This window comes from Streptomyces albidus (ex Kaewkla and Franco 2022) (assembly GCF_013870515.1).
Classification (GTDB): Bacteria; Actinomycetota; Actinomycetes; order Streptomycetales; family Streptomycetaceae; genus Streptomyces; species Streptomyces albidus.
This window is the reverse complement of the sequence record NZ_JACBXA010000005.1, coordinates 56,659-82,185: the sequence shown is the minus strand read 5'-3', so window position 1 is coordinate 82,185 and position 25,527 is coordinate 56,659. Positions and strand designations below refer to the sequence as shown.

Sequence of the window (25,527 nt, the reverse complement as noted above, 5' to 3'; positions counted from 1 at the left end):
TCAGGGCCTGTCCGGGGCGTCGCTGCCGGCGCCGCCGCTTCCCAGATCGGATTCGAGTACTTGCGCGATCTCTGCGAGCGGACCGGGCTGGAGCATGTCCTTGTGTTCGCACTCCATCCGGTGCTCTTCGATCCGGCCGGTCACGTACGGCCGCCACCCCTCGGCCGCGGGGCTCACGCCTGCCGGGGGCCGCGCACCGAAGAAGCGCACGTCGCCGTCGAAGCGTCCGGGTTCCCACTCGGGGAGGAGCCGGTTGTTGTTGGCGAAGACCTCCACCATCGAGGCGAGGCTGCGCTCGTCCAGGCTGGCCAGTGCGCTGCCCTCGCTGCGCAGCACCTCGATGACGGCGGCACGGTCGAGGGGGCCCTCGCCCAGGCTCTGGGGGGTGTGACCGACGAAGTCGAGCAGCACTGCCAGCATCGTCGCCTCGTCGATCTCCGCTCCGTCCGCGTCGGGCAGCGAGGGCACCGCGGCGTAGGGGTCCAGGAGGGCGAGCGTCCCGACGGACTCCCCCCGGCGCTGGAGCTCCACGGCGGTGGCGTGCGCGACGACACCGCCGAACGACCAGCCCAACAGGTGGTACGGGCCGGACGGTTGGACGCCCTGCATCTGGTCGGCGCAGTCCGCCGCGATCTGCGCGACCGACTCCGGCAGGGGTTCGGGCTCGGCCAGGCCGCGTGCCTGCAGGCCGTACACGGGCCGCCCCTGAAGGTGCCGCGTGAGTCCGGAGTAGACCCAGCTCAGGCCCCCGGCAGGGTGAACGCAGAACACCGCGGGCAGCTCCCCGCCGCCGCGCAGCGGAAGCAGCGGAGCCAAGGCGTCCTCGGGGGCGTCGGTTCCCAGACGGGCAGCCAGACCTGCGACGGTCGGGGCCTCGAAGAGGCTGCGGATCGCGACGTCCACACCGAGTGTGGAACGGATCCGGGTGACCAGCCGCGCGGCCAGCAACGAGTGCCCGCCGAGTTCGAAGAAGCTGTCGTCGACGCCCACCCGGGGCACGCCCAGTACGTCGGCGAACAACGTGCACAGCAGCTCCTCCTGCGGCGTGCGCGGTGCCCGCCCCTGTGCTGCGGGAGCGCTGTGCGGCTCGGGGAGCGCGCGGCGGTCGAGCTTGCCGTTGGAGGTCAGCGGCAGCCGCTCCAGCACGAGCACGTCGGCGGGCACCATGTACTCCGGCAGCAACTCGGCGAGTTGCTCCCGCAGTTGCTCGGCGACCGGATGCGCTCCGGGCTCGGGCACGGCGTAGGCGGTGACCTGCTTCTCGCCGGGCTGCGGCTCCCGTACGACCGCGGCGCTCTGGGCGACACCGGCGCACCGGGCGAGCGCCGCCTCGATCTCGCCGAGCTCGATGCGGAAACCGCGGATCTTGACCTGGTTGTCGGCCCGTCCCACGAATTCGAGCACGCCCGAGGGCCGCCACCTGGCGATGTCGCCCGTGCGGTACATCCGGTCCCCGGCTCCCGCGAACGGGGCGGCGACAAATCGCTCCGCGGTGAGGTCGGGTCGGCCCGTGTAGCCGCGGGCCATGCCGTCGCCGGCGATGTACACCTCGCCGGGAACGCCCGGCGGAACAGGCTGGAGACGCTCGTCGAGGACGTACACGCTCATGCCGTCGAGAGGCCGGCCGATGGGCACGGTGCCGCCGGTTCCGGTCTCCTCCGCCTGCCCCGCCATCCGGTGGTGGGTGGCGAAGAGGGTCGTCTCGCAGGGCCCGTACCCGTTGCAGACCACGGCGTCCGGGAACCGGTCACGTACGCGCTGCACGGCGCCGGGCGCGACGACGTCCGCACCCGTCCAGACTTCGCGTACTCCCTCGAAGCAGTCGGGGGCCTCCTCCGCGAGCATGTTGAACAGCCCCGCTGTCACCCACAGCCGGGTGACGCCGTTGCTGCGGACCATGCGGCGCAGCTCGGCCGGGTCCAGGTCGCCCGGGGGTGCGACGACGACCTCGCCGCCCGCGAGCAGCGGGGACCAGAACTCGAAGACGAGCGCGTCCCAGGCGTGCGGCGAGTACAGCAGGGTCGTCTCCGGCCGGCCGCTCCAGCAGCTGTCGTCGGCCATGTCCACGATGGCCGCGTGCGTGGCGGCCACGCCCTTGGCGGTTCCGGACGAGCCCGAGGTGAACATCACCGCCGCCACCTGATCCGGATGGCAGGGAGCACCCGGGTCCGGGTGGTGCTCAGGGGCGTCGGTGCCGGTGCCGCCTTCCGAGCCGGTGCCGCTTTCCGCGCCGGTCCCGCTGCCGACGACGAGCGCCGAACCGGCGGCGCCCACCAGCGCGTCGTGCTGATGCGCCTCATCGGTGAGCAGTACCCGGGCCCCGCTCTCGGCGAGCAGCAGGCGCATCCGCGCCTCGGGCTGCCCCTGCGGCAGCGGAACGTACGTGCCGCCGGCCTTGGCTATCGCCAGCAGCGCGACCGGCAGAGCCGCCGAACGCTCCATCAGGACGGCCACACCGCTCTCCGGCCGCACGCCGAGTCCTGACAGCCGGTGTGCGAGACGGCCGGCCTCCGCGTCGAGCTCCTTGTAGGTGAGGGTGCGGGCGGCCGAGCGCACGGCGACCGCGTCGGGCTGTGCCGCGACCAGTTCGGCGAAGCGCCCGGGGACCGTACGGGAGACGTCTGCGCGGTCGACGGGGGCACCCTGCCATTCGCCGTTCAGCGCCTTCAGCTCTCCCGTGGTGCATACGCCGATCTCCTCGATGCGCCGGCCGGGATCGGCGGAGACGGAGTCGAGCAGCTGGATGAGGCGTTCGGTGAGCGCTTCGACGGTGCTCCCGTCGAACAGGTCGGTGCTGTACTCCACGACTCCGTGGATGCCGTCCGCTCCTCCGTGTTCGTCGAGGCGTTCCGCGAGATTGACGGTCAGGTCGAAGCGCGCGGCGCCCGTGTGCACGGGCTCCAGAGAGGCCCGGATGCCGGGCAGCCGAAGATCGGCGGGCGGGGTGTTCTGGAATCCGAGCAGCACCTGGAAGAGCGGCTGCCGGGCCAACGAACGTGCCGGACGCAGCGCCTCCACCACACGCTCGAACGGCAGGTCCTGGTGGGCGAAGGCGGCCAGGTCGGCTGCCCGCACCCGGTGCAGCAGTTCGCCGAACGTCGGATTGCCCGAGGTGTCGGTGCGCAGCACAAGGGTGTTGAGGAACAGCCCGACCAGATCGTCCAGCGCCTCGTCGGTACGGCCCGCCACAGAGGTGCCGACAGGGATGTCGTCGCCCGCTCCCATCCTCTTCAGCAGCACCGACAGCCCTGCCTGGAGCACCATGAACAGGCTGACGCCTGTCTGCGCGGCGACCTGCGCGAGCCCGCGGTGCAGGGGCCTGTCGATCTCGAAGGCGATGCCTGCGCCCCGGTAGCCGGCAACTGCCGGACGGGGCCGGTCCGTGGCCAGTTCGATGTGCTCCGGAAGTTCCGCGAGCGCTTCGGTCCAGTGGGCGAGCTGCCTGCTGGTGAGGCTCTCCGGGTCGTCCTCGTCGCCCAGCAGGTCCTGCTGCCACAGCGCGTAGTCGGCGTACTGCACGGGAAGGGGCGCCCACTGCGGGGCACGTCCTTCCAGGCGGGCGGCGTACGCCTCGGACAGGTCGCGTGCGAGCGGCCCCATCGACCAGCCGTCGCCCACGATGTGATGGAACGACAGCAGAAGCACGTGGTCTTCGGCTCCGCACACGAACAGCCAGGCCCGCAGCATGGTCTGCGTGGCCAGGTCGAAGCCCTCCCGCGCGGCCGATGCCAGTTCCTCGGCCAGGGCGGCCGGACGGCTCCCTTCTCCGTCTCCGTCATCTCCGTCCAGTTCCACCAGGCGGATCTGCGTGTCCGCCTGCTGCGGATCGAGCACCTGCTGGTACGGCTCGCCGTCGGCCTCGGGGAAGACCGTGCGAAGCGACTCGTGCCGTGCCACGACGTCGTTCAGCGCGGACTGCAGGGCGGCGCGGTCCAGTACGCCCGTCAGCCGCAGCGACAGGGGCATGTTGTACGTGGCGCCCCCGTCCATCTGGTTGAGGAACCACAGCCTGCGCTGCGCGAAGGACAGCGGCGGCCGGGCCGGGCGGTCAGCGCGCAGGAGCGCTGCCCGCGCGGGCTGTGCGTCGTCGACCAGCGCTGCCAGCTGAGCCGGTGTGGGTGCCTCGAAGAGGCTTCTCACGGCGAGTTCGACACCGAGCGCCGTGCGGATACGGCTGACCAGGCGGGTGGCGAGCAGGGAATGACCGCCGAGGGCGAAGAAGTCGTCCTCGGGTCCCACTGCCGTCAGGCCCAGCACCTCGGCGAACAGGCCGCAGAGGGACTCCTCCTGGGCCGTGGCAGGGGGCCGGCCGTTCTCGCCGACGGTGGCTCCGGGCTCCGGCAGCGCCTTCCGGTCGATCTTCCCGTTGGGCGTCAGCGGCATCTCGTCCAGCACGACGAACACGTCCGGCACCAGGTGCTGCGGCAGTGACGCGGCAGCGCGGGTGCGGAGCCTGGCGACGTCGGTGCCCTCCCCGGGGGACGGCACGTTGGCGTAGTCGGTGAGCGGTCCGTCCGCGCAGCCCTCGGGCACGCGCACGTATGCCGTGCCGCAAGCCGCAGCGTCGCTCCCGGCGACGGTGAAGAGGACGTCGAGTGCACCGTCGTCCCGGCCCGGTGACCAGGTCACCGCGGTGCGGTGGCCGAACTCCTCGCCGAGGGCGTGGAAGACCTCCGGGTCCACCGCGGCGCCGGAACCACCCGGCCCGCGCAGGTCGTGCTGCGCCTCCTGGACCGATCCGCCCTCCGCCAGCCGTCGCCAGGCCGCGACCTCGTCCGCGATACGGGAGTTGGGCACGCCTGTCACCCGTAGGGCCGTGGAGCCGTTCTCCGACAGCACCGCCCGCAGAGCGTCCAGGTCCGCGAGGTCGGTACCCCAGTGCAGCTGCCGCTCACCGGTCGCCACGGAGGCGCCGCCGGGCGTGGAGGATTCGCCGGAGCGCTTGCGCAGGACGACGTCGTAGCGGTGGCCGACGAGTTCGTGGGGTCCCCGGCCACGCTTGACCTGTATGTCGACCTCTTCGACGGCGGGCACGCTGCGGGGCAGCGCGAGGAAGAACTCCGGTGCCAGCAGCAGTTCCTGCTCGGCTGACGTCGCGTTCCGCACCGCCCTCAGCACCTGCTCCGCGTCGCCGCTTCCGGGACGGCCCAGCCGCACAGCGGTCTGCAGTGCGGGCAGCAGACGCAGATTGCGGATGTCGCCCAGGAACAGCGCGCCGCCGGGGGCGAGGAGGCGCATCGCCTGCTCCACCACGCGCGCCATGTAGCCGGCGCCCGGGAAATACTGCGCGACCGAGTTGACCACGACCGTGTCGAAGTGGCCCTCGGGGAGCCCCGTGATGTCGTCGGCAGCCTGGCTGCGCAGATGCACCCGTCCCGCGAGCTGCGGGATGCGGGCCGACTGGGCGCGTACGTGCTCGACTGCCGCCGACGACAGATCCGTTCCCCAGTACTCCTCGCAACGGGGAGCGACCCGGGAGAGGATCAGGCCGCTGCCCGCTCCGATCTCCAGCACCCGGCGCGGGCGGAGAGCCAGGACGCGTTCCACGGCCGCGGCTCGCCACTCGCGCATCTCCTCCAGCGGGATCGGGGAGCCGTCGTAGCTGCTGTTCCAGCCGGAGAAGTCCTCCCCGAACGGGACGTCACGGTCGTCGGCCGAGCCGTAGTGCGAGTCGTACAACTGCCGCCACGCATCGACCTGTTCGTCGCCCCGCTCGTCGGCGGGCCCGTCAGAGACCTCCGGCACGCCCGGGACCACGTATGCGACCAGGCGCTTGTCTCCGGGCCGGTCCTCGCGCGCGACCACGGCCGCCTGGGCGACGTCCGCCTGCTGCACGAGTACGTTCTCGACCTCGCCCGGCTCGATGCGGAAACCCCGCACCTTCACCTGGTCGTCGGCGCGGCCCACGAACTCCAGGGAACCGTCGGGGAGCCACCGCGCGCGGTCGCCTGAGCGGTACATCCGCGAACCGGGGGCACCGAAGGGATCCGCCGTGAACCGCTGGGCCGTCAGGGCGGGGCGCCCCAGGTAGCCGCGGGCCAGTGCGTCGCCCGCCAGGTACAGCTCTCCGACGACGCCCACCGGTACCGGGGTGAGACGGTCGTCGAGCAGCCGGACCCTGCTGTTGGAGATCGGCCTGCCGATCGGCGGCACCCCGCCGCCGGACAGCGGCCGGCTCATGGTGGCGCACACCGTCGTCTCCGTCGGCCCGTACGCGTTGATCATCGTGCGGCCCGTGGACCAGCGCTCCACGAGGTCGCCGGGGCACGCCTCTCCGGCGACGACGAGGGTGGTGTCCGCGCGGAAGCCTTCGTCCTCCTGTTCCATCGCGGCGAGCGCCGTCGGCGGCAGCGTCGCGTGCGTGATGCCGTGTTCGGCCACCAGTGAGGCGAGCGGCCGTCCGGGCAGCAGCTTGTCCGCCGGTGCGAGCACGAGCGTCGCCCCGGAGAGCAGGCTCATGCACATCTCCCAGAAGGAGGCGTCGAAGCTGGGCGAGGCGAACTGCAGAACCTTCGAGCCCTGCCCCACCCGGAAGGCTTCGCGCTGCGCGGCCGCGAGACCGGCGACTCCGGTGTGCGTCACGACGACGCCCTTCGGGGTGCCTGTCGAGCCCGAGGTGTAGATCACGTATGCCGGGTGCGCGGGGTCCAGCGGCGCGAGCCTGTCCTCGTCCCGCAGGGCGTCCCTGGAACGGGCGGCCAGTTCGTCACGGGTGCGGGAGTCGTCGAGGAGAAGGCACGGGAGCGCCTCCGGCTGCGGCAGACCGTCCGCGGCGGTACTCGTGGTGAACAGACAGGCCGGCCGGGCGTCGTCGAGGACGAAGCGGATGCGTTCGGCGGGGTAGGCCGGGTCGACCGGCAGATACGCGGCGCCCGCCTTGAGCACGGCGAGCACGGCCACGACGAGCTCCGGCGACCTCGGCAGGGCCAGTGCCACCGTCTGTTCGGGGCCGGTGCCGCGTTCCACGAGCAGCCGTGCCAGCTGGTTCGCCCGGCCGTCGAGCTGCTCGTACGTCATCTCGACGTCCTCGTAGCGCAGCGCCACGGCGTCGGGGTGTGAGGCGGCCCGTTCCTCGAACAGTTCCGGGAAGGTACGGACAGGCTCACTCCGGCCCGGGTCCGTCCACAGCCCGAACAACGTGCGGCGCTCCTCGGGCAGCAGCACCTCCACCCGGTCGAGCGGGCAGGCGGGGTCTTCGGTGACGCCGTCCAGGAGCAGCAACAGCCGTGCGTGCAGCGCGGCCACGCTCTCCCTGTCGAACAAGTCCGTGCTGTATTCGATGAGTCCGCCGATGCCGCCCGGTCCGCCGTTCGCGTCCCGGCTCTCGAAGAGGCTGAAAGACAGGTCGAACTTGGCGAATTCGGTGGGCACGGGCTCGATGCCGACGGTCAGTCCGGGCAGCTCGAGGTCTGCCCGGGGGGTGTTCTGGAACGCCAGCATGACCTGGAAGAGGGCCTGCCGCGAAAGGCTGCGGGCCGGGTTGAGCACCTCGACGATCCGCTCGAAGGGCAGGTCCTGGTTCGCGTAGGCGGCCAGGTCGGTGGCCCGCACCCGTTCCAGGAGGGTACGGAACGTCGGGTTGCCGGAGGTGTCGGTGCGCAGGACGAGGGTGTTCACGAAGAAGCCCACGAGATCGTCCAGGGCCTTGTCCGTCCGTCCGGCGACCGCGCTGCCGATGGGCAGGTCGGTGCCGGCGCCGAGCCTGGTCAGCAGGGCTGCGACCGCCGCCTGGAGCACCATGTACGGGGTGACGCGGCTCTCGCGCGCCAAGTCGATGATTCGCTTGTGCAGTTCGGGCTCGATGCGGAAGGGATAGGTGCTGCCGCGGAACGTCGCGACGGCGGGGCGCGGCCTGTCCGTGGGCAGTTCGAGCTGCTCCGGCAGGTCCTCGAGTTCGGACAGCCAGTGGCGCAGCTGTGTCGCGGCCGCGCTGCCGGGGTCGTTCTCGTCGCCGAGGAGGTTCCGCTGCCACAGGCTGTAGTCGGCGTACTGCACGGGCAGGCCGGCCCACTGCGGCGCCCGGCCTTCGATGCGTGCCGCGTACGCCGCCGTCAGGTCCCGCACCAGAGGTGCCAGCGACCAGCCGTCGCCGGCGATGTGGTGGACGAGCACCAGCAGCAGGTGCTCGTCCGCCCCGGCCTCGAACAGGGTGGCGCGGATGGGCAGTTCCTGCGAGAGGTCGAAGCAGTGGTGGGCGGCGGTGTGGATCTGCTCGGCCCGCTCCTCCTCCTCGTCCCCTGCCGCCACGACGGAGATGCTGGGCCGTGCCTGCGGGGAGCCGGCCTCGAGGACACGCTGGACCGCCACGCCGCCCGATTCCTCGAACAGCGTGCGCAGCGCCTCGTGTCGCGCCACCACGTCCTCCAGCGCCGCGCTCAGCGCCTCGACGCGGAGCGTGCCCGTGAGCCGCAGGCAGATCGGGATGTTGTAGGTCGGGCTGGGACCTTCGAGCCGGTTGAGGAACCACAGCCGCTGCTGGGCGAAGGAGAGCGGTGTCTGCCCCTCGCGCGGCATCGGCAGCAGCGCGGGGCGTACGTCGTCGGCCTCCTGGAGGCGCTGCGCGAGCAGTTCGGGTGTCGGGGCCTCGAAGAGCGTGCGGATGGCCATCTCGACGCCCAGGCCCGAGCGGATACGGCTGGCCAGGCGGGTGGCGAGCAGCGAATGGCCGCCCAGGTCGAAGAAGTCGTCCTCCGCTGAGACCCGGCGCATGCCGAGAACCTCGGCGAACAGCCCGCAGAGGATCTCCTCCTGGGCCGTCCTGGGGGGACGTCCCGCGGAGCGCCTGTCGGGCGCGGGCAGCGCGGCCTTGTCCACCTTTCCGTTGGAGTTGAGCGGGATGCGGTCCAGCATCTGGAGGGAGGAGGGGACGGCGTACTCGGGCAGCTGCTCCAGCAAGTGGCGCCGCAGCGCTGCCTGGTCGAGACCCTCCGCGAGATCCACGGGGACGAGGTATCCCGTCAACTGCCGTGCACCGGAAGGATCTTCGTGCACCGCCACCGCGGCCTGTGCCGTGCCGGGGAAGGAGGCCAGAGCGGACTCCACCTCTCCCAGCTCGATGCGGAAGCCCCGGATCTTGACCTGCCCGTCGGCGCGGCCGACGAACTCGAGGGCTCCGCCGGGCAGTCGGCGCACGAGGTCCCCGGTGCGGTACATCCGCTCGCCCCGCGTCCCGTAGGGGTCCGCGACGAAGCGTTCGGCCGTCGCTCCCGGCCTGCCGACGTACCCGCGCGCGACTCCCGTTCCCGCGAGGTAGAGCTCTCCCACCGTGCCCACCGGTACGGGCCGCAGGCGCTCGTCCAGAACGTAGCCGCGCATGTTGTCCATGGGCCGGCCGATCGGGATCGCCCCGCGGGCCGGCAAGGTGCCCCGCATGCGGTGGAAGGTGGCGAAGGTCGTGGCCTCGGTCGGCCCGTAGACGTGCACCACGTCCGTGTCGGGGAAGCCCTCGAGCGCCCGGCGGACGGCCTTCGGGGAGACGAACTCGCCTCCCGTCCACACCTGCCGCAGGCCGCGCAGGGTTTCCGGTGTCTCCTCCACCAGCAGGTTGAACAGAGCGGTGGTGAGGAACACGCTGGTCACGCCGTACTCGGTGACGACCCGGTGCAGGACACGGGTGTCCACGTCGCCGGACGGTGCGACGACGACGCAGCCTCCCCGCAGCAGGGGGACCCACAGCTCGTACGTGGAGCCGTCGAAGGCGTGCGAGGAGTGCAGCAGTACGCGTTCCTGGCCCTCGCCGTCCCAGCAGCCGTCCCAGGCCAGACCGGCCACGTCCCGGTGGGTGACGGCGACCCCCTTGGGGGTGCCGGTGGAGCCCGAGGTGTACATGATGTAGGCCAGCTGGGCGGGGTCGACGGACGCACCGGAGTCCTGGTCGCCGTCGGCGGCAGCGTCGCCGTGCGGGGCCTCGCCGTCGTCGGCCTCGCCGCCCGGGAGGCCGGCACCGTCGACCGTCACGGCCCGGTCCCCGAAGCCGAGCACGAACTCGTGCCCGGCGCTCGCGGGATCGGCCAGTACGACACGCGCCCCCGTCTCCTCGGCGATCATCCGCATGCGGGCCACGGGATAGCTGTGGTGCACCGGCACATAGGTGCCGCCGGTCTTCGCGACCGCGAGGAGCGCCGTCACCAGATCCGGCGACCGTTCCATCAGCACGGCCACCGCGGACTCCCGGCCCACGCCGAGGCTTCGCAGTCGGCGTGCCAACTGCCCTGCACGGCGGTCGAGTTCGGCATACGTCCACGAGACGCCGTCGGCGAGGACGGCAGGTGCGTCCGGAGTACGGGCCGCCTGATCCTCGAACAGCTGCGGCAGGGCGCGGTCGGGTACGGGCCGGCTCGCGCCCGTCCACTCGCCGAGCAGGGCGTCGCGCTCAGCGGAGGTGAGTACCTCCAACTCCCCCGCGGGCTGGTCCATATCGCTCGCCATCGCTTCGAGCACGAGGGCGAGGCGGGCCAGGACGGTCTCCGCCTCGGAACGGTCGAACAGATCCGCGCGGTATCCCAGACGGGTCTCGATGCAGCTGCCCGGCAGGACGACGAGACTGAGCGGGTAGTGCGTGGCGTCGTGGGACTGCACGTCCCCGACCCGCAGCCCGGACGAGGGGACCTCCAGGGCTCCGTCGTCGAGCGGGTAGTTCTCGAAGACCGTCGTGGTGTCGAAGAGTTCCTTCTGCCCCGACAGCTGCTGGATCTCGCCGAGACCCAGGAACTGGTGCTCCATCAGGGAGGTCTGTTCCTGCTGGAGCCGGGTCGTCAGCTGCGCCAGGGACTCCTCCGGGCGTATCCGCACCCGCACGGGCAGGGTGTTGATGAACAGCCCCACCATGGTCTCCACGTCCGGGAGTTCCGGCGGACGGCCGGAGACCGTGCCCCCGAAGAGCACGTCTTCGCTGCCGGTCATGCGGCCCAGCACGATGCCCCAGGCCGCGCGCAGCACCGTGCTGATCGTCAACCCGTGCTCGCGTGCCCGTCGTTGGAGACGGGCGGTGATCTGCTCGGGCAGCCGGTGCGTGACCCACTCCGGCAGCACGGGCACCCTGCCCGGGTCGGCGGGCGCGAGCAGCGTCGGCCCGGTCACGTCCGCGAGCGCCGAGCGCCAGGCGTCGCGGGCGGCGGAGTGGTCCTGCCCGGCCAGCCACGCCAGGTATGTGCGGTAGGGGACGGCCGGGGGCATCCCGGAGGCGTCGCCGCGTTCTCCGTAGAGGGTCAGCAGTTCGCGTACCAGAAGCGGCACGGACCAGCCGTCGAGCAGGATGTGGTGGTTGGTGAGGAGCAGCCGGTACTCGGCGGGTGCCCAGTGGATCAGCGTGAAGCGCAGCAGCGGCGGCTTGTCGAGGTGGAACCTGCGTGCCCTGTCCTCCTCCAGGATCCGCGCCAGTTCCGCGTCCCGCTTCCCGTCGTCCAGACCGCTGAGGTCGAACTCGGCCCAGGGCAGCTCGACCTCACGCGGCATCAGCTGAAGAGGCGTGCCCTTCGCGCGCTGCCGGAAGCCCGCGCGGAGCCCGGAGTGCCGGCGCAGCAGGGCCTCGGCGGCGCCGCGCATCACATCGGGTTCGAGCTGCCCGTGCAGTTCGAAGACCAGCTGTACCGCGTACACGTCGGGGGCCTGCTCGTCGAAGAGGCTGTGAAAGAGCAGGCCCTCCTGCAACGGCGACAGCGGAAGGATGTCTTCCAGTCCGGACCGTCCTGTCACGGGGTCCTCCACTCTTCTTCAAGCTCGTCGATCTCGTCCTGGCTCAGGGAGATCAGGGACAGGTCGGACGGTGTGTAGCCGCCCGCGTCGGGTTGTTCTGCGTGTACGGCCAGGGCGTTCAGCGCCCCGAACCAGGACTCGGCCAGCTGCCGCACCGGCTCCTCGGCCAGCAGCTCGCCCGGCCACGTCCAGGTGGCGGTGAGCTGCGGCCCCTCGGCGTGAGTCACGGTGAGCGCGTTCACTTCGAGGCTGTGCGCGAAGGGCATGCGCAGATCGACGCCGCCGCCGAGGGTCTCCGCCTCGGGGGCCGGCGCCCAGTCGTCGGGCTCGGGCGGAGCGAAACGGCCGAGGTAGTTGAAACCGATCTGCGGGCGCGCCGAACGCGCGAGATCCGGACCTGTGCGCGGATTGAGGTGGCGCAGCATCCCGAAGCCCAGACCGTGGTCCGGTACGGCACGGATCTGCTCCTTGACCTGCTTGAGTGCGGCTCCCATGGCGGGTCCGTCCGCGCGTGCGCCGTCCCACTCGACGACCCCGGGGTCGAGACGCAGCGGGTGCACCGTGGTGAACCAGCCGACCGTCCGGGAGAAGTCCGTCCCCGCCGTCAGCTCGTGCCGGCCGTGGCCCTCCACGTCGATGAGCACTCCGTCGGCTCCGCGGATGCCGCGGTCGCGCCGCCAGCTGCTCAGGGCCATCGCCAGGGCGGTCAGCAGTACGTCGTCCACCCCGGCGTGGAAGGCCGCGGGCACCGTGGTCAGCAGCGGAGCCGTGCGCTCGGCGGGGAGGGTCAGCGTCAGTGAACCGGCTGTCCCGGCCGTGTCCCGTGCGGTGTCCAGCGGCCGGTCGGTCAGCAACGGGTCCGGCCCGCTGAGCATTTGGCTCCACAGGGCCAGTTCGCCTGTGCGCTCCTCGCTCTCCGCTGCCTCCGCCAGCAGGGCGGCGTGCCTGCGGAAGGAGGTCCCGCACGGTTCGAGCTGTGGTTGCTCACCGGCTGCGGCGGCGCCGTACGCGGCGGCCAGGTCCGGCACGAGAATGCGCCAGGAGACTCCGTCGACAGCGAGGTGGTGCACGGCAAGCAGAACCCTGCCCTGCCGTTCCCCTCCCGCGTCCAGCCAGACGACCCGCACCAGGTTCCCGGCTGCCGGGTCGAGCCACGCCTGTGCGGCACGGGACTGTTCCTCCACCGCGGCGGCGAGAGCCGCACCGTCGAGCCCTCCGGCGTCGACCCGCAGCACGCACTCCTGCGCCCGTACGGTCCCGGCGGGCATGACCTCCAGCGTCGCCCCGTCGTCCCGTTGCCGGATCCGCAGGGCGTCGTGCCGGTCCAGCAGGGCCTGAACCGCCGTCACGAGGTGGGCGGTCTCCAGCGCTGCCGGGGCACGCAGCAGCATCGACTGGTGGAACCCGGCGAACGGGCCGCCTCGCTCGCCGACCCAGTGCATGACCGGGGTCATCGGCAGCTCTCCGACACCGTCGTCCTCGTCGCCCCGTGCGCCTGGCCCGTCGTCCCAGCCGGCGGTCGCGGCGAGGGCGGCGGGGGTGCGGTGCTCGAAGACCTCCCTGGGCGAGAAGGTCAGCCCCGCGCGCCGGGCGCGGCTGACCAGCTGGATCGAGATGATGCTGTCGCCGCCCAGGTCGAAGAAGCTGTCGTCGGGACCGACCTGGTCCAGCCCCAGTACCTCGGCCATCAGCGCGCACAGCAGTTCCTCGGCCGGTGTGCGCGGAGCACGGGCCGTGGATGCGGGAAGCTCGGGCGCCGGCAGCGCCTTGCGGTCCAGCTTGCCGTTGGGCGTGAGAGGAATCCGGTCCAGGGGAACGAACGCGCTGGGCACCATGTGCCCCGGCAGCAGGTCCTCCAGGTAGCCGCGCAGCGATGAGGTGAGCACGGCCAGACCGCGGCCCGCCTGGGGGTCGTTGGTGCATGCCGGGAGAGCGGGCTCTGCGGCGCCGGGCTCGAAGACCGTCCGCACAGCGGTGTCGCCGGCACGGGTGAAGACGACGTCGAGGCTGCCTTCGGGGGACGGGGCGGACCAGGTGACCTCGGCCCGGTGGCCGTACTGTTCGGCGAGCCGGTGGAAGGCCTCCGGGTCGGGGGCGGGGTACGCCTCGGCGGGAGTTCCGCTCTCCAGGGTCCGTACGGCGGCCAGTTCACCCGCAAGCCGTCCGTTGGGGACGTCCTCGATCCGCAGCCGGGTCCAGTCGCTCTCCGCGAGCCGGTGCCCGACGGCCTCCACGCTGCCCAGGTCACGCGACCAGTGCAGGCGCAGTTCGGCTCCGCGCTCCTGCGGGGCGGGGTGTGCACCGGGATGATCCGGCTTGCGGAGCACCGCGTCGTAGCGGTAGCGGGTCAGCTCGTTGTGGTGCTCGCCGCGCTTGACCCGTACGTCGGCGGTGGTGCCCGCTGGGAGGGAACGGGCCAGTGCCGGGAAGAACTCCGGGTCGACCAGCAACTCCCGCTCCATCAGCACGCTTTGTTCCGTCGCCCGGCGCAGCACAGCGGTATCGGTGTCGGGGGCGGCTTGCTGCAGGGTGACGGCGGAGTGGAACGGCCGGCAGAGGCGCAGATTGCGTACGTCTCCCACGAAGACCGTGCCGCCCGGCCGTACCAGCTCCAGCGCCTGGCGCAGCACCCGCTCCAGGTATGCGGCGCTGGGGAAGTACTGGACGACCGAGTTGACGACGACGGTGTCGAAGTAGTCCACCGGCAGCCCACGCAGGTCGTCGGCGGCCTGTGTACGCAGCTCCACCTTCTCCGCCAGCCCGGGCACGCCCGCGACCTTCGCGCGGAGTGTGTCGACTGCGGCCGCGGAGAAGTCGGTCGCCCAGTAGGCCTCGGTGTGGGGGGCGAGAGGGGCGAGCACGAGACCGCTGCCCACGCCGAGTTCCAGAACCCGTGCGGGCGCCAGCTCACGGATCCGCTCGACTGTGGCCTCGCGCCACTCGCGCATCTGCTCCAGCGGGATCGGCTCGCCGGTGTAACTGCTGTTCCAGCCGGAGAAGTTCTCGCCGAAGTCGAGCCCCGCGGTCTCCTCGTACAGCGTGTCGTAGATCTGGTGCCATTCCTGGACGCGCTGCGCGTGCGCCGCCTCGTCGGCCGTAGCGTCCGCTTCCTCCGCGGCGGTCACGTAGGCCACGAGCCGCCTGTCGCCGGGCTTGTCCTCGCGCACGGTGACGAGGCACTGCCCGACAGCGGGATGACGGGCGAGCATCGACTCGATCTCGCCGGGTTCGATGCGGAAGCCGCGCAGCTTGACCTGCGCGTCGGCGCGACCTGCGAACTCCAGCTGCCCGTCGCGGCGCCAGCGGGCACGGTCACCGGTGCGGTACATCCGGCTGCCCGGCGCCCCGAAGGGATCCGCGACGAACCGGTCGGCGGTCAGCGCGGGGCGGCCGAGATAGCCGCGCGCCACACAGTCGCCCGCGACGTACAACTCGCCGACGACGCCGGGCGCCACGGGCCGCAGCCGTGAATCCAGCACGTAGCAGCGGGTGTTGTGCACGGGCCGGCCGATGGGCAGGACGTCCTCGCCCTGCCCGGGATCGCTCGTGGTGACGCAGACGGTCGCTTCGGTCGGGCCGTACGCGTTGATCATGCGACGGCCGGAGACCCAGCGGCCCACCACGTCAGGTGGGCATGCCTCGCCGCCCACCAGCAGAGTGCTGAAGCTCTCGAGTCCCTCCACCGGAACGGTGGCGAGCGCTGCGGGCGGAATCAGCGCGTGTGTGATCCCGCTTCCGCGCAGCACGGCCGCCAGGGGTTCGCCGGCGAGCGGCCCCTGCGGAGGTACGACCAGCGCGCCTCCCGACGCGAACGCCATGAGCATCTCCATCACGCCGGCGTCGAAGCTCGGCGATGAGAACTGCAGCACCCGGCTCTCCGCGGTCAGCCGGAAGCGCTCCACCTGCGTGGCCGCCAGGCTGCCGACTCCCAGGTGCGGGACGACCGTTCCCTTCGGTGCGCCTGTCGAGCCGGAGGTGTAGATCACATACGCCGGGTGCGCCGGGTCGAGCGGCGCGAGCCGTGTGGAGTCGTCCACAGCTTCGCCGGCCACGGCCTCCAGGGCTTCGGCCGTCTCCGCACCGTCCAGCGTCATCCGTACGAACTGATCGGCGGCGGGGAGCCGTTCGGCGTGCTCCCGCAGCGTCAGCACCAGCGCGGGCCGGGCGTCGCGCAGCATGTACGCGATCCGGTCCGGCGGGTAGTCCGGATCCAGCGGCAGGTAGGCGCCTCCGGCCTTGGAGACGGCCAGGGCCGCCACGGCCAGCTCCACCGACCGGGGCAGCGCGAGAGCCACCACCTGCTCGGGGGCGACACCTCGCTCGATGAGCAGCCTGGCCAGCCGGTTGGCCCTCTCGTCGAGCCCGGCGTACGACAGCTCCACCCCTGGCCCTGCCAGTGCGAGGGCGTCGGGAGTACGCAGCGCCTGCGTCTCGAACAGTTCGGGGAGCGTGCGCCACGGCGCGGGCTGCGACGTCCGGTTCCACTCCTCCAGCACCAGCCCGCGTTCACCGGGGGCGAGGGCTTCGATGCCGCCGACCTCGCGGTCCTGCTGTGCCTCCATCGCGGACAGGACGCTCACCAGCCGCGCCATGAGGGTCTCGGCCTGCTCCCGCTCCATCAGGTCCGGACGGAAACCGAGCCGCAGATACAGCCGTTCGCCGGAGAGCGCGGCGATGAGGCTGAGCGGGTAGTGCGTGGCGTCGCGGGCCTCACGGCCCGTGATCCGCATGCCCGCCGCGGTGGTGTCGAACGAGCCCGGATCGAACGGGTGGTTCTCGAACACCGTGACCGTGTCGAAGAGTTCGCCCAGACCGGCGGCCTTCTGGATGTCGCCGAGGCCCAGCAGCGCATGGTGCTCCATCAGGCGGGACTGTTCGTCCTGGAGCCTGGCCAGCATCTCCGGCAGCGGCTCGTCGGGCCGGAGCCGGACACGAACCGGGAGGGTGTTGATGAACAGGCCCACCATGCCGTCGACTTCGGGGAGCTCCGGCGGGCGTCCTGAGACGGTGCCGCCGAAGACCACGTCGTCGCGGCCCGTCGTACGGCTCAGCAGAACCGCCCAGGCGCCCTGCACGAGCGTGTTCATGGTGAGGTCGTTGGCCCTCGCCCACCGCCGCAGCGACGCGGTGGCCTCCTCGGGGAGTTCGACGACGACCGGCTCGGGGATCACCGGTACGCGCCCTTGCTCCACGGGCACGACGACTGTGGGCTCCTCCAGGCCGTCCAGCGCCTCGCGCCAGGCCTCCCCCGCGGCATCGCTGTCCTGGCCGTCCAGCCAGTCGAGGTAGCCGCGGTAGGCCGGGACGGGCGGCAGGGCGGTGCCGTCGCCGTCCGCCTCGTAGAGCGCGAACAGTTCCTGCAGCAGCAAGGTCGTGGACCAGCCGTCCATCACGATGTGATGGTTGGTGATGACCAGTTGGTGCCTGCCGGCACCGAGCCGCACCAGCGTGAAGCGCATGAGCGGCGGCTGCTCCGGGTCGAAGCGCAGCAGCCGGTCCTCGTCCAGCAGCCTCATGCGTTCCGCCTCACGGGCCTCGCCCGTGAGATGCGCGAGATCCCACTCCTGCCATGGCAGCGGCACCTCTTCCAGCACTGCCTGCACGGGCCGGCGCGGGCCCGCCTCGCAGTAGGCGGCACGCAGCGTGGGGTGCCGGTGCAGCAGCGTACGCACCGACGCGCGCAGAGCGTCGCGGTCGGGCTCGCCGTCCAGGTCGAAGACGATCTGCACGGCGTAGACGTCGGTGGAGTCCGCGTCGTAGCGGGCGTGGAAGAACAGGCCCTCCTGGAGCGGGGAGAGGGGCAGCACGTCGGCCAGCCCGGGGAACTTGCGTTCCAGATCGTCGATCTCCCCCTGCTGGAGGGAGACCAGCGGAAGGTCCGAGGGCGTGAGACGGCCGAACTCGCCCTGGTCCGCGGTGTCCACCAGGAGAGCCAGCGCCTCGAACCACAGCTCCGCGAGTCCGGCCACGGCCTCACCGGACAGCCGCTGCTCGTCCCACGTCCACGTCACGCTCAGTTCGGGCCCCGAACCGCCGTCCGTGGTGAGGGCGTTCAGTTCGAGCGTGTGCGCGGGAGACATCCGCGACGCCGCACCGCCGAGGGCGTCCGTGTCGGGCACGGCCTGCCACAGGCCGGCTTCCTTGTGCGAGTCACCGAAGCGGCCGAGGTAGTTGAACCCGATCTGGGCCTGGGGGAGCGTCGCCAGGAGCGGGGCCGTCTGCGCGTTCAGATGGCGCAGCAGGCCGTATCCCAGGCCCCGGTGCGGCAGCGTACGCAGCCGCTCCTTGACGGACTTGACGGATGCGGCGAGGGCGGAGCCCCCCTTCCACGCCTCTTCGGCGCCGGCGTCCCCTGAGCCGAGCCGCACCGGGTAGAGGGAGGTGAACCAGCCCACGGTGCGGGAGAGGTCGAGTCCGGGTACGACGTCTTCCCGGCCGTGCCCCTCGACGTCGACGAGTACGGAACCGTCCTCGCCGAATCCGCGTTCACGGCGCCAACGCGCCACGGCCATCGCGAGCGCGGTCAGCAGCAGCTCGTCCACGCCCGCGCCGAAGGCCGCGGGCACAGCGGTCAGCAGCGGCCGGGTGCGCTCCACGTCCAGGGTCCTGGTGAGCGAGAGCCCGCCTCCGCTGGAGGGCGTGCCGTGTCCACCGGCCGCCGGCGGCTGCCCCTTCCCGAGTACGCCTTCGTTCTCGCTCAGCAGTGGATCGTGGCCGGCGAGCATCTCGGTCCACACCGGGAGTTCGTCCATCCGCGAGGGGTCCTGCGCCTGCTCCAGCAGCAGCTCGGCCCATCTGCGGAAGGACGTACCGCAGGCCGCCGGACTCGGGGTGCCTCCGGCTGCGGCGGATTCGTAGGCCGAGGCCAGGTCGGGCAGCAGGATCCGCCACGAGACGGCGTCGACCGCCAGGTGGTGAACCACCAGCAGCAGCCGTCCGGGCCCGCTCGTACCGCGGTCGAACCACACGGCCTGCACCATGGCTCCGGCCTCGGGGTCGAGGCGGTCACGGGCCGAGGTCGTGTGTTCGGCGACCGAACGGGACAGCTCCTCCTGGGTCGTTCCCGCGGCGTCCACGCGCCGCAGGCACTCCGCTGCCCGCACCTCGCCCTTCGCTTCGGTACGCAGACTCCACACGGCACCGCCCGCGACCCTCTCCAGCCGCAGCCGCAGCGCGTCGTGGTGGTCGAGCAGCGCCTGGAGGGCGGTGCCGAGCGCTTCCTCGCTCGCGCCGGCGGGCACGGGCACCGACATCGCCTGGTGGAATCCCGCGAAGTCGCCGCCGCGCTCGCGCAGCCAGTGCACGATCGGCGTCGGCGGGAGCGGCCCCACTCCGTCGTCCTCGGGGACCTCCGGTGCCTCTTCACGTACTTGCGCGGCGACGGCCAGCGCCGCCACGGTCTTGTGCTGGAAGACGTCCCGCGACGTCAGATGCAGGCCCTCCATGCGGGCCCGGCTGACCAGCTGGATCGAGACGATGCTGTCGCCGCCCAGATCGAAGAAGCTGTCGTCCGCGTTGACGTGGTCCACCCCGACGACCTCGGCGACCAGTCGGCACAGCTGCTCCTCACGCGGAGTGCGCGGTGCCAGTCCGTCACGGGAACCCGAACGGTCCGGAGCGGGAAGGGCGCCGCGGTCCAGCTTGCCGTTCGCGTTCAGCGGCAGCGCGTCCAGTACGAGCAGGGCGCTGGGCAGCATGTAGTCGGGGAGCCGTCCGGCGAGGTGCTCGCGCAACTCGCCCGGCCGGGGTGCGCGTTCGCCGCGGGGGACGACGTACCCCGTCAGGCGGCGCTCTCCGGGACGGTCCTCGCGGACCACGACGACGGCCTGCGCCACTGCGGGATGTGCGGCGAGGGCCGCTTCGATCTCGCCGGGCTCCACGCGGAACCCGCGGACCTTGACCTGGGTGTCGGCCCGTCCGGCGTACTCGAGGTCGCCGTTGCGGCGCCGGCGCACGAGGTCGCCGGTCCGGTACATCCGCTCACCCGGCGGCCCGAACGGGTCGGCCACGAAGCGCTCCGCGGTCAGAGCGGCACGGCGCAGGTATCCGCGTGCGAGGCCCGGCCCCGCCAGGTACAGCTCTCCGAGCACCCCGGTGGCCACCGGCTGCAGCCGGCCGTCGAGCACGTAGGCCCGTGCGTTCCACACCGGTTTGCCGATGGCGGGCTCGCCGTCCCAGCCTCCGTCGCCGTCGGCTCCCGCTTCCCACGAGGTGGCGTAGACCGTCGCCTCGGTCGGCCCGTATCCGTTGACGAGCCGGCTGCCCGGCAGCGCCTCGCGTACGTCCGCGACCGCGCTGGCGGAGAGCGCCTCGCCGCCCAGCACCACCGCGTCGGCCCGCAGCCGCAGCGCGCGGTCTCCGATGAGCCGGGTGAAGGCGGAGGGCACGGCGACGATCGTGCCGCCGCTCCACTCCCCGCCGGGCAGGTCGGTCAGGTCGAGCAGGTCCCGTACGACTTCGATGCTTCCGCCGGTCGTCAGCGGCGTGAAGACCTCGAAGACGGAGACGTCGAAGCTGAGCGAGGTCGCGGCGAGCACCCGGGACAGCGCATCCGGACCCATGCGGTCGGCGGCCCACGCCAACAGACCGGTCATGCTGCGGTGTTCGACGACGACGCCCTTGGGGGTGCCGGTGGAGCCGGAGGTGTAGATCACGTACGCGGCGTGCCGCGGCGTCAGCTCGCCGGTACGGTCCTCGTCCGACGGATCGCCGGCGGGCGCCTGCTCCAGCGACCGTGCCACGGTCTCGTCGTCGAGGACGAGGGCACGCTCGCGCACCCCCGGCGGCAGCACCGCTGCCACCTCCGCCGTTGTGATCAGGCGTGCCGGACCTGCGTCGGCGCACATGACGTCGATCCGTTCGGCCGGCAGCTCAGGGTCCAGCGGCAGGTACGCCGCACCGGACTTGAGCACCCCGAGGAGGGCGACGATCACGTCCGCGGAGCGCGGCATGACCACTCCCACGAACGCGCCGGGGCCGACACCCCCGGCGATCAGTACGTGGGCCAACTGGTTGGCCCGCCTGTTCAGTTCGCCGTAGCTGAGCACCGTGGAGCCGTCAGTCACCGCTGTCGACCGGGGGCTGCGCGCGGCCTGCGCCTCGAAGAGGGCGGGAAGTGTGACGGGCGGCCCGGTACGGCTCTCACCGTGCGAGGCCGCGAGCATCAGGGAGCGCTCGGCCGGCGAGAGGATGTCGACACGGTCGATCGGCTGTGCGGCGTCGGCGGCGACCGCCGAGAGCATCCGGATGAGACATTCCGCGAGCATCTCGACGGTCTCGCGGTCGAAGAGGTCGTTGCTGTACTCGATCCAGCCGTCCACGCCCGCGGACGTCCCGTCGGGTGAACGTCGTTCGGTGAAACCGATGGTCAGGTCGAAGCGCGACATCCCGGCGCCGACGACGTCGCCGTGCGCGGTGACACCGGGGAAGGCCACCTCGGCATCGGGGGTGTTCTGCGCGACGAGCATGATCTGGAACAGCGGGTGCCGGGCCAGCGACCGGACCGGGTTGAGCACCTCCACGAGGCGTTCGAACGGCACGTCCTGGTGTGCGTAGGCGGCCAGGTCCGCCGTACGCACCCGTTCCAGCAGCTCGCGGAAGGACGGCGTACCGGATGTGTCGGTGCGCAGCACCAGCGTGTTGACGAACGCGCCGACCAGTTCGTCGAGCGTCTCGTCCGTACGCCCCGCGACGGGGCTGCCGAGCGGGATGTCCTCGCCCGCCCCGAGCCTGGTCAGAACCGCCGCCAGAGCCGCCTGCACCACCATGAACAGGCTCGCTCGCGCCTCCCGCGCCAGCGCCTGCAGCGCGGTGTGCAGCTCCGCGTCGAACCGGAAGTCGATCATGCCGCCGTGGTGTCCCGACTCGGCGGGGCGCGGCCTGTCCGTGGGCAGTTGGAGCTGTTCCGGCAGGTCCTCCAGAGCGGCACGCCAGAACGCGAGCTGACGGGATATCGGGCTGTCCTCGTCGTCCTCGCTGCCCAACTGCGCGTGCTGCCACAGCGTGTAGTCGGCGTACTGCACCGCCAGCGGTGCGAGCGCTGGAGCGGCTCCCAGCCTGCGCGCCGCGTACGCGCGGCTCAGATCCCGCGTCAGCGGCGCCAGCGACCAGCCGTCGCCCGCGATGTGGTGGAGCAGGAGCAGCAGAACGTGCCGGTCAGGAGCCGTGCTGAACAGGGAAGCGCGGAAGGGCAGTTCGGCAGTGAGGTCGAAGGTCCGCCGGACGGCGGCCGACAGCACATCCGGGAGGTCGTCCTCTCCGACCGTACGGGTCTCCAGGCCCGGCCCGTCCGGCACGTCGAGGATCTCCTGCCGCAGCACGCCCGCCTCGGACACGGGGAAGACGGTGCGCAGACTCTCGTGACGGGCGACGACATCGGCGAGGGAGTCCCGCAGCGCGGCGGCGTCCACCTCACCCTCCAGCCGGAGGACCAGCGGCACGTTGTACGTGGCGCTGGGGCCCTCGATGCTGTTGAGGAACCACAGCCGGCGCTGGGCGAAGGACAGCGGAATCAGCTCCGGCCGTTCCCCGGCGACAAGGGGCCGCTCGGCCCGTGCGGTCCCCTCCAGGTGGGGTACGAGCTGGGCGACGGTGGGCGCGGCGAAGAGCGTACGGACAGTCAGCTCGACACCGAGTACGGACCGGATGCGCCCCACGAGCCGGGTCGCCGTCAGCGAATGGCCGCCCAGCTCGAAGAAGTTGTCCTCCGTACCGACCGCCCGCACTCCGAGAAGGTCCGCGAACAGTGTGCAGAGCACCTCTTCCTGAGGGGTGCGCGGCGGGCTGTGCTCCGAACGCTGCCAGGCCCCCTCGACCAGCTGCTCGCCGCCCGGCTTCGACAGGGCCGGACGCCCCTCCTGCTCCTGACCCGCCTCGGGCGTGCCGGGAAGCCGGGAGCGGTCCACCTTGCCGTTGGAGGAGAGCGGCACGGAGTCCATGAGCACGTACCGGTCGGGCACGAGGTAGGGGGGCAGCACCTGCTGAAGGGCCGCCCGCACGCTGCGCCCCAAGTCCCCCGCGTCGGCGGGCTCCTGGCCCTGCGACCCGGTCTGCTCCGGTACGAGGCAGGCCACGAGCCGGCTCTCGCCGCCGATCTGCTGTACGTGCACCAGCCCCCGGCGCACTCCGTCGCAGGAGTCGAGGTGCTGCTCGATCTCGCCCAGCTCGATACGGTGACCACCGATCTTGACCTGGAGGTCGTCGCGGCCGAGGAACTCGATCTGCCCGTCCGCTCTCCAGCGCCCCAGGTCTCCGGTGCGATAAAGCCGCCGGCCGCCCGAGGGGCGCGTGATGAAGGACGCCGCCGTGCGTTCCTCGTCCTGGAGGTAGCCCTTCGCCAGGCCGATGCCGCCGATGTGGAGCTGGCCCGTCACGCCGTCCGGACACTCCCGCAAGGACTCGTCAAGGACGTGGAAGGTCTGGTTCCGAAGCGCTGCGCCGTAGGGGATGCTGCGCCACTGGGGATCGACCTCACCGATCTCGTACGCGATCGACCAGATGGACGCCTCGGTGGCACCGCCCAGGCTCATCACTCGAAGATCCGGGTGCCGGAAGCGGCTGCGGATGATGGCGGGAAGGTCGACGGGAATCCAGTCGCCGCTCATCATCACCAGGCGCAGCGTCCCCGCCAGTGCCTCGCGCTGCGCCGACGGCAGGCCACCCGCGGCCTCGACCAGCATGCGCATGAACATCGGCACGGTGTTCCACACGGTCACCCTGTGCCGGATGAGCCAGTCGCACCACGCCGCAGGCTCCCGCCGGTCCTCGTCAGGCGGGAGGACCACGGTGCCGCCGGCAGCGAGGACGCCGAAGACGTCGTACACGCTCAGGTCGAACGTCAGGCTGGAGAGGGCGAAGACCCGGTCCCCGGCGCCGATCCCGAACCTGTCGTTGATGTCGGTCAGTGTGTTGACCGCTCCCCTGTGGTCGATCACCACGCCCTTCGGCGTACCTGTCGACCCGGAGGTGAAGATCACGTAGGCGATGTCGTCGGGCGTCTGGCGGGCCGGCGGGTCCGCAGGTTCGTCACCCGCGCTGCCGGGTTCGAGCAGCCCGTCCTCGATCAGGATGTGGCGCGGGCCCCCGTCGGCGGACAACTGCCCGGCGATCTCGGCCAGTTCGGGATCGGCTACGACGACCCGCACCCCGCCCAGGCGCAGCACCAGTGCGAGCCGCTCCAGCGGCCACTCGAAGTCGACCGGCAGATACGCGGAGCCCGCCTTCTGCACGCCGAGGCACCCCACGACCTGGCGCCACCCCTTGCGCGCCAGTACGGCGATCCGCTCGCCGGACTGGACGTCGGCCTCGGCGAGCTGCCGTGCCAGTCGGTTCGCGCCCCTGTTGACCTGGCCGTAGGTGAGACTCACCCGCTCGTCCACGACGGCGGTCGCTTCCGGAGCACGGCGTGCCTGACGCTCGAAGAGCTGATGCATGAGCTCTTCCGGCACGGGTCCCGCCGTGTCGTTGGCCGCTTCACGGCGTGCCTGTTCCGCCGCGCCCAGCACGTCCAGCGTGCTCAACGGACGGTCCGTGCCCGCCGCTTCGCACAGTCCGTCGAGGACGCGTACGAAGCGCTCCTGGTGTGCGGCGAGGTCTTCCTCGTCGTAGACGGCCGGGTTGGCGTCGAAGTCGAAACGCAGCCCGGACTCGTCGGAACGGTCGTACACGGCGATCCGCAGGTCGTCGATGGGGCCGCCGGCGAGGTTGTGCGTGGTCGCCCTGTGGCCGGCGAAGGCCAGCCCGTAGTCGAAGGGCATGATGTTGACGATGGGTCCGAACAGGCGCCTGTCGGAGCCGAGAAGACCCAACTCGCGGCGCAACTCCTCGGAGCGGAACCTCTGATGACGCATGCCCTGCCGGGCTCGGGCGTCGACTTCCGCCACCAGCTCGCCCACCGTGCCCGCGCCGTTGACCCGGACCCGCAGAGGCAGGATGTTCATGACCATCGACGGCGTGCGTCGTGCCGTGGGCGTCAGCCTGCACATGCTCGGCATTCCGAGCACGGCTTCCGCCTCCCCGGTCATGCGGGTCAGCAGGACCGCGGTGGCCGCGGTGACCAGCTGCGGCCATCCCGACTCCAGCCTGTAGGCCGCATCGTGAAGCCGCTGAACCGTCTCCTCGGGCAGCCGTAAGGTACGGCGCAGCACCCGGCCCGTACGGTCCGCGTACCGCCCCGCGAGAACAGCGGGACGCGGCCGGTCCGCGAACTGCTCCAGCCACCACCGGCGGTCTTCCTCGTAAGCGGCGGAGGCCCGGTAGGCCTCCTCCTCGCCGACGAGCTCCGCCGAGGTGGCGAAGTCCGCCTCACCGCCGGGGGCGGACTCGACGCACGCCGTGTAGAGCTCGGACACCCGGCGGGCGATGAGCGAGAGCCCGTAGCCGTCGACCGTGATGTGGTGCACCCGCTGATACCAGAGGAAGCGGTCGGAGGCGATCTTGAAGAGTGCCTCGGTGAACAGCGGTCCCCCGGTCAGGTCCACCGGCCTGGCCAGGTCCTCTTCCATCCATGCGACGGCTGCGGCGTGCGGATCGCGCTCCCCGCTCACGTCCAGTACGTGGAAGGGCCAGTCGTGGCCGACCTCGATCTGCTGCCCGGGGACCCCGTCCTGGGAGGACAGGATCAGGTGCAGCGCGTCCGTCTCCGCCACGGCTTGCCGTACGGCTTCCTCGAAGGCCGCCACCTGGACCGGCCCCGCGATGTCGACGTACTCGCCGGTGTTGTACGTCGCGTTGGCCGGATCCAGCTGCTGTCCGAACCAGATGCCCGACTGAGCGTCCAGCAACGGCAGTCGGGCACCTTGGCGATCACGCATTTGTCGCAGGCTCCAGGGCAGA

Annotated in this window: 2 protein-coding genes; both read right to left on the bottom strand. The window is 71.7% G+C overall.

The window, feature by feature from the left end:
* Window positions 1-11,694, bottom strand: coding sequence for a non-ribosomal peptide synthetase (locus H5J26_RS02260; RefSeq protein WP_181763936.1), 11,694 nt, complete (start codon window positions 11,692-11,694; stop codon window positions 1-3).
* Entirely contained in the window at window positions 11,691-25,505 is a 13,815-nt protein-coding gene (locus H5J26_RS02255) for a non-ribosomal peptide synthetase (protein WP_181763935.1), read from the bottom strand. Before H5J26_RS02255 ends, H5J26_RS02260 begins: the two co-directional genes overlap by 4 nt.
* Window positions 25,506-25,527 lie beyond the last annotated feature (22 nt).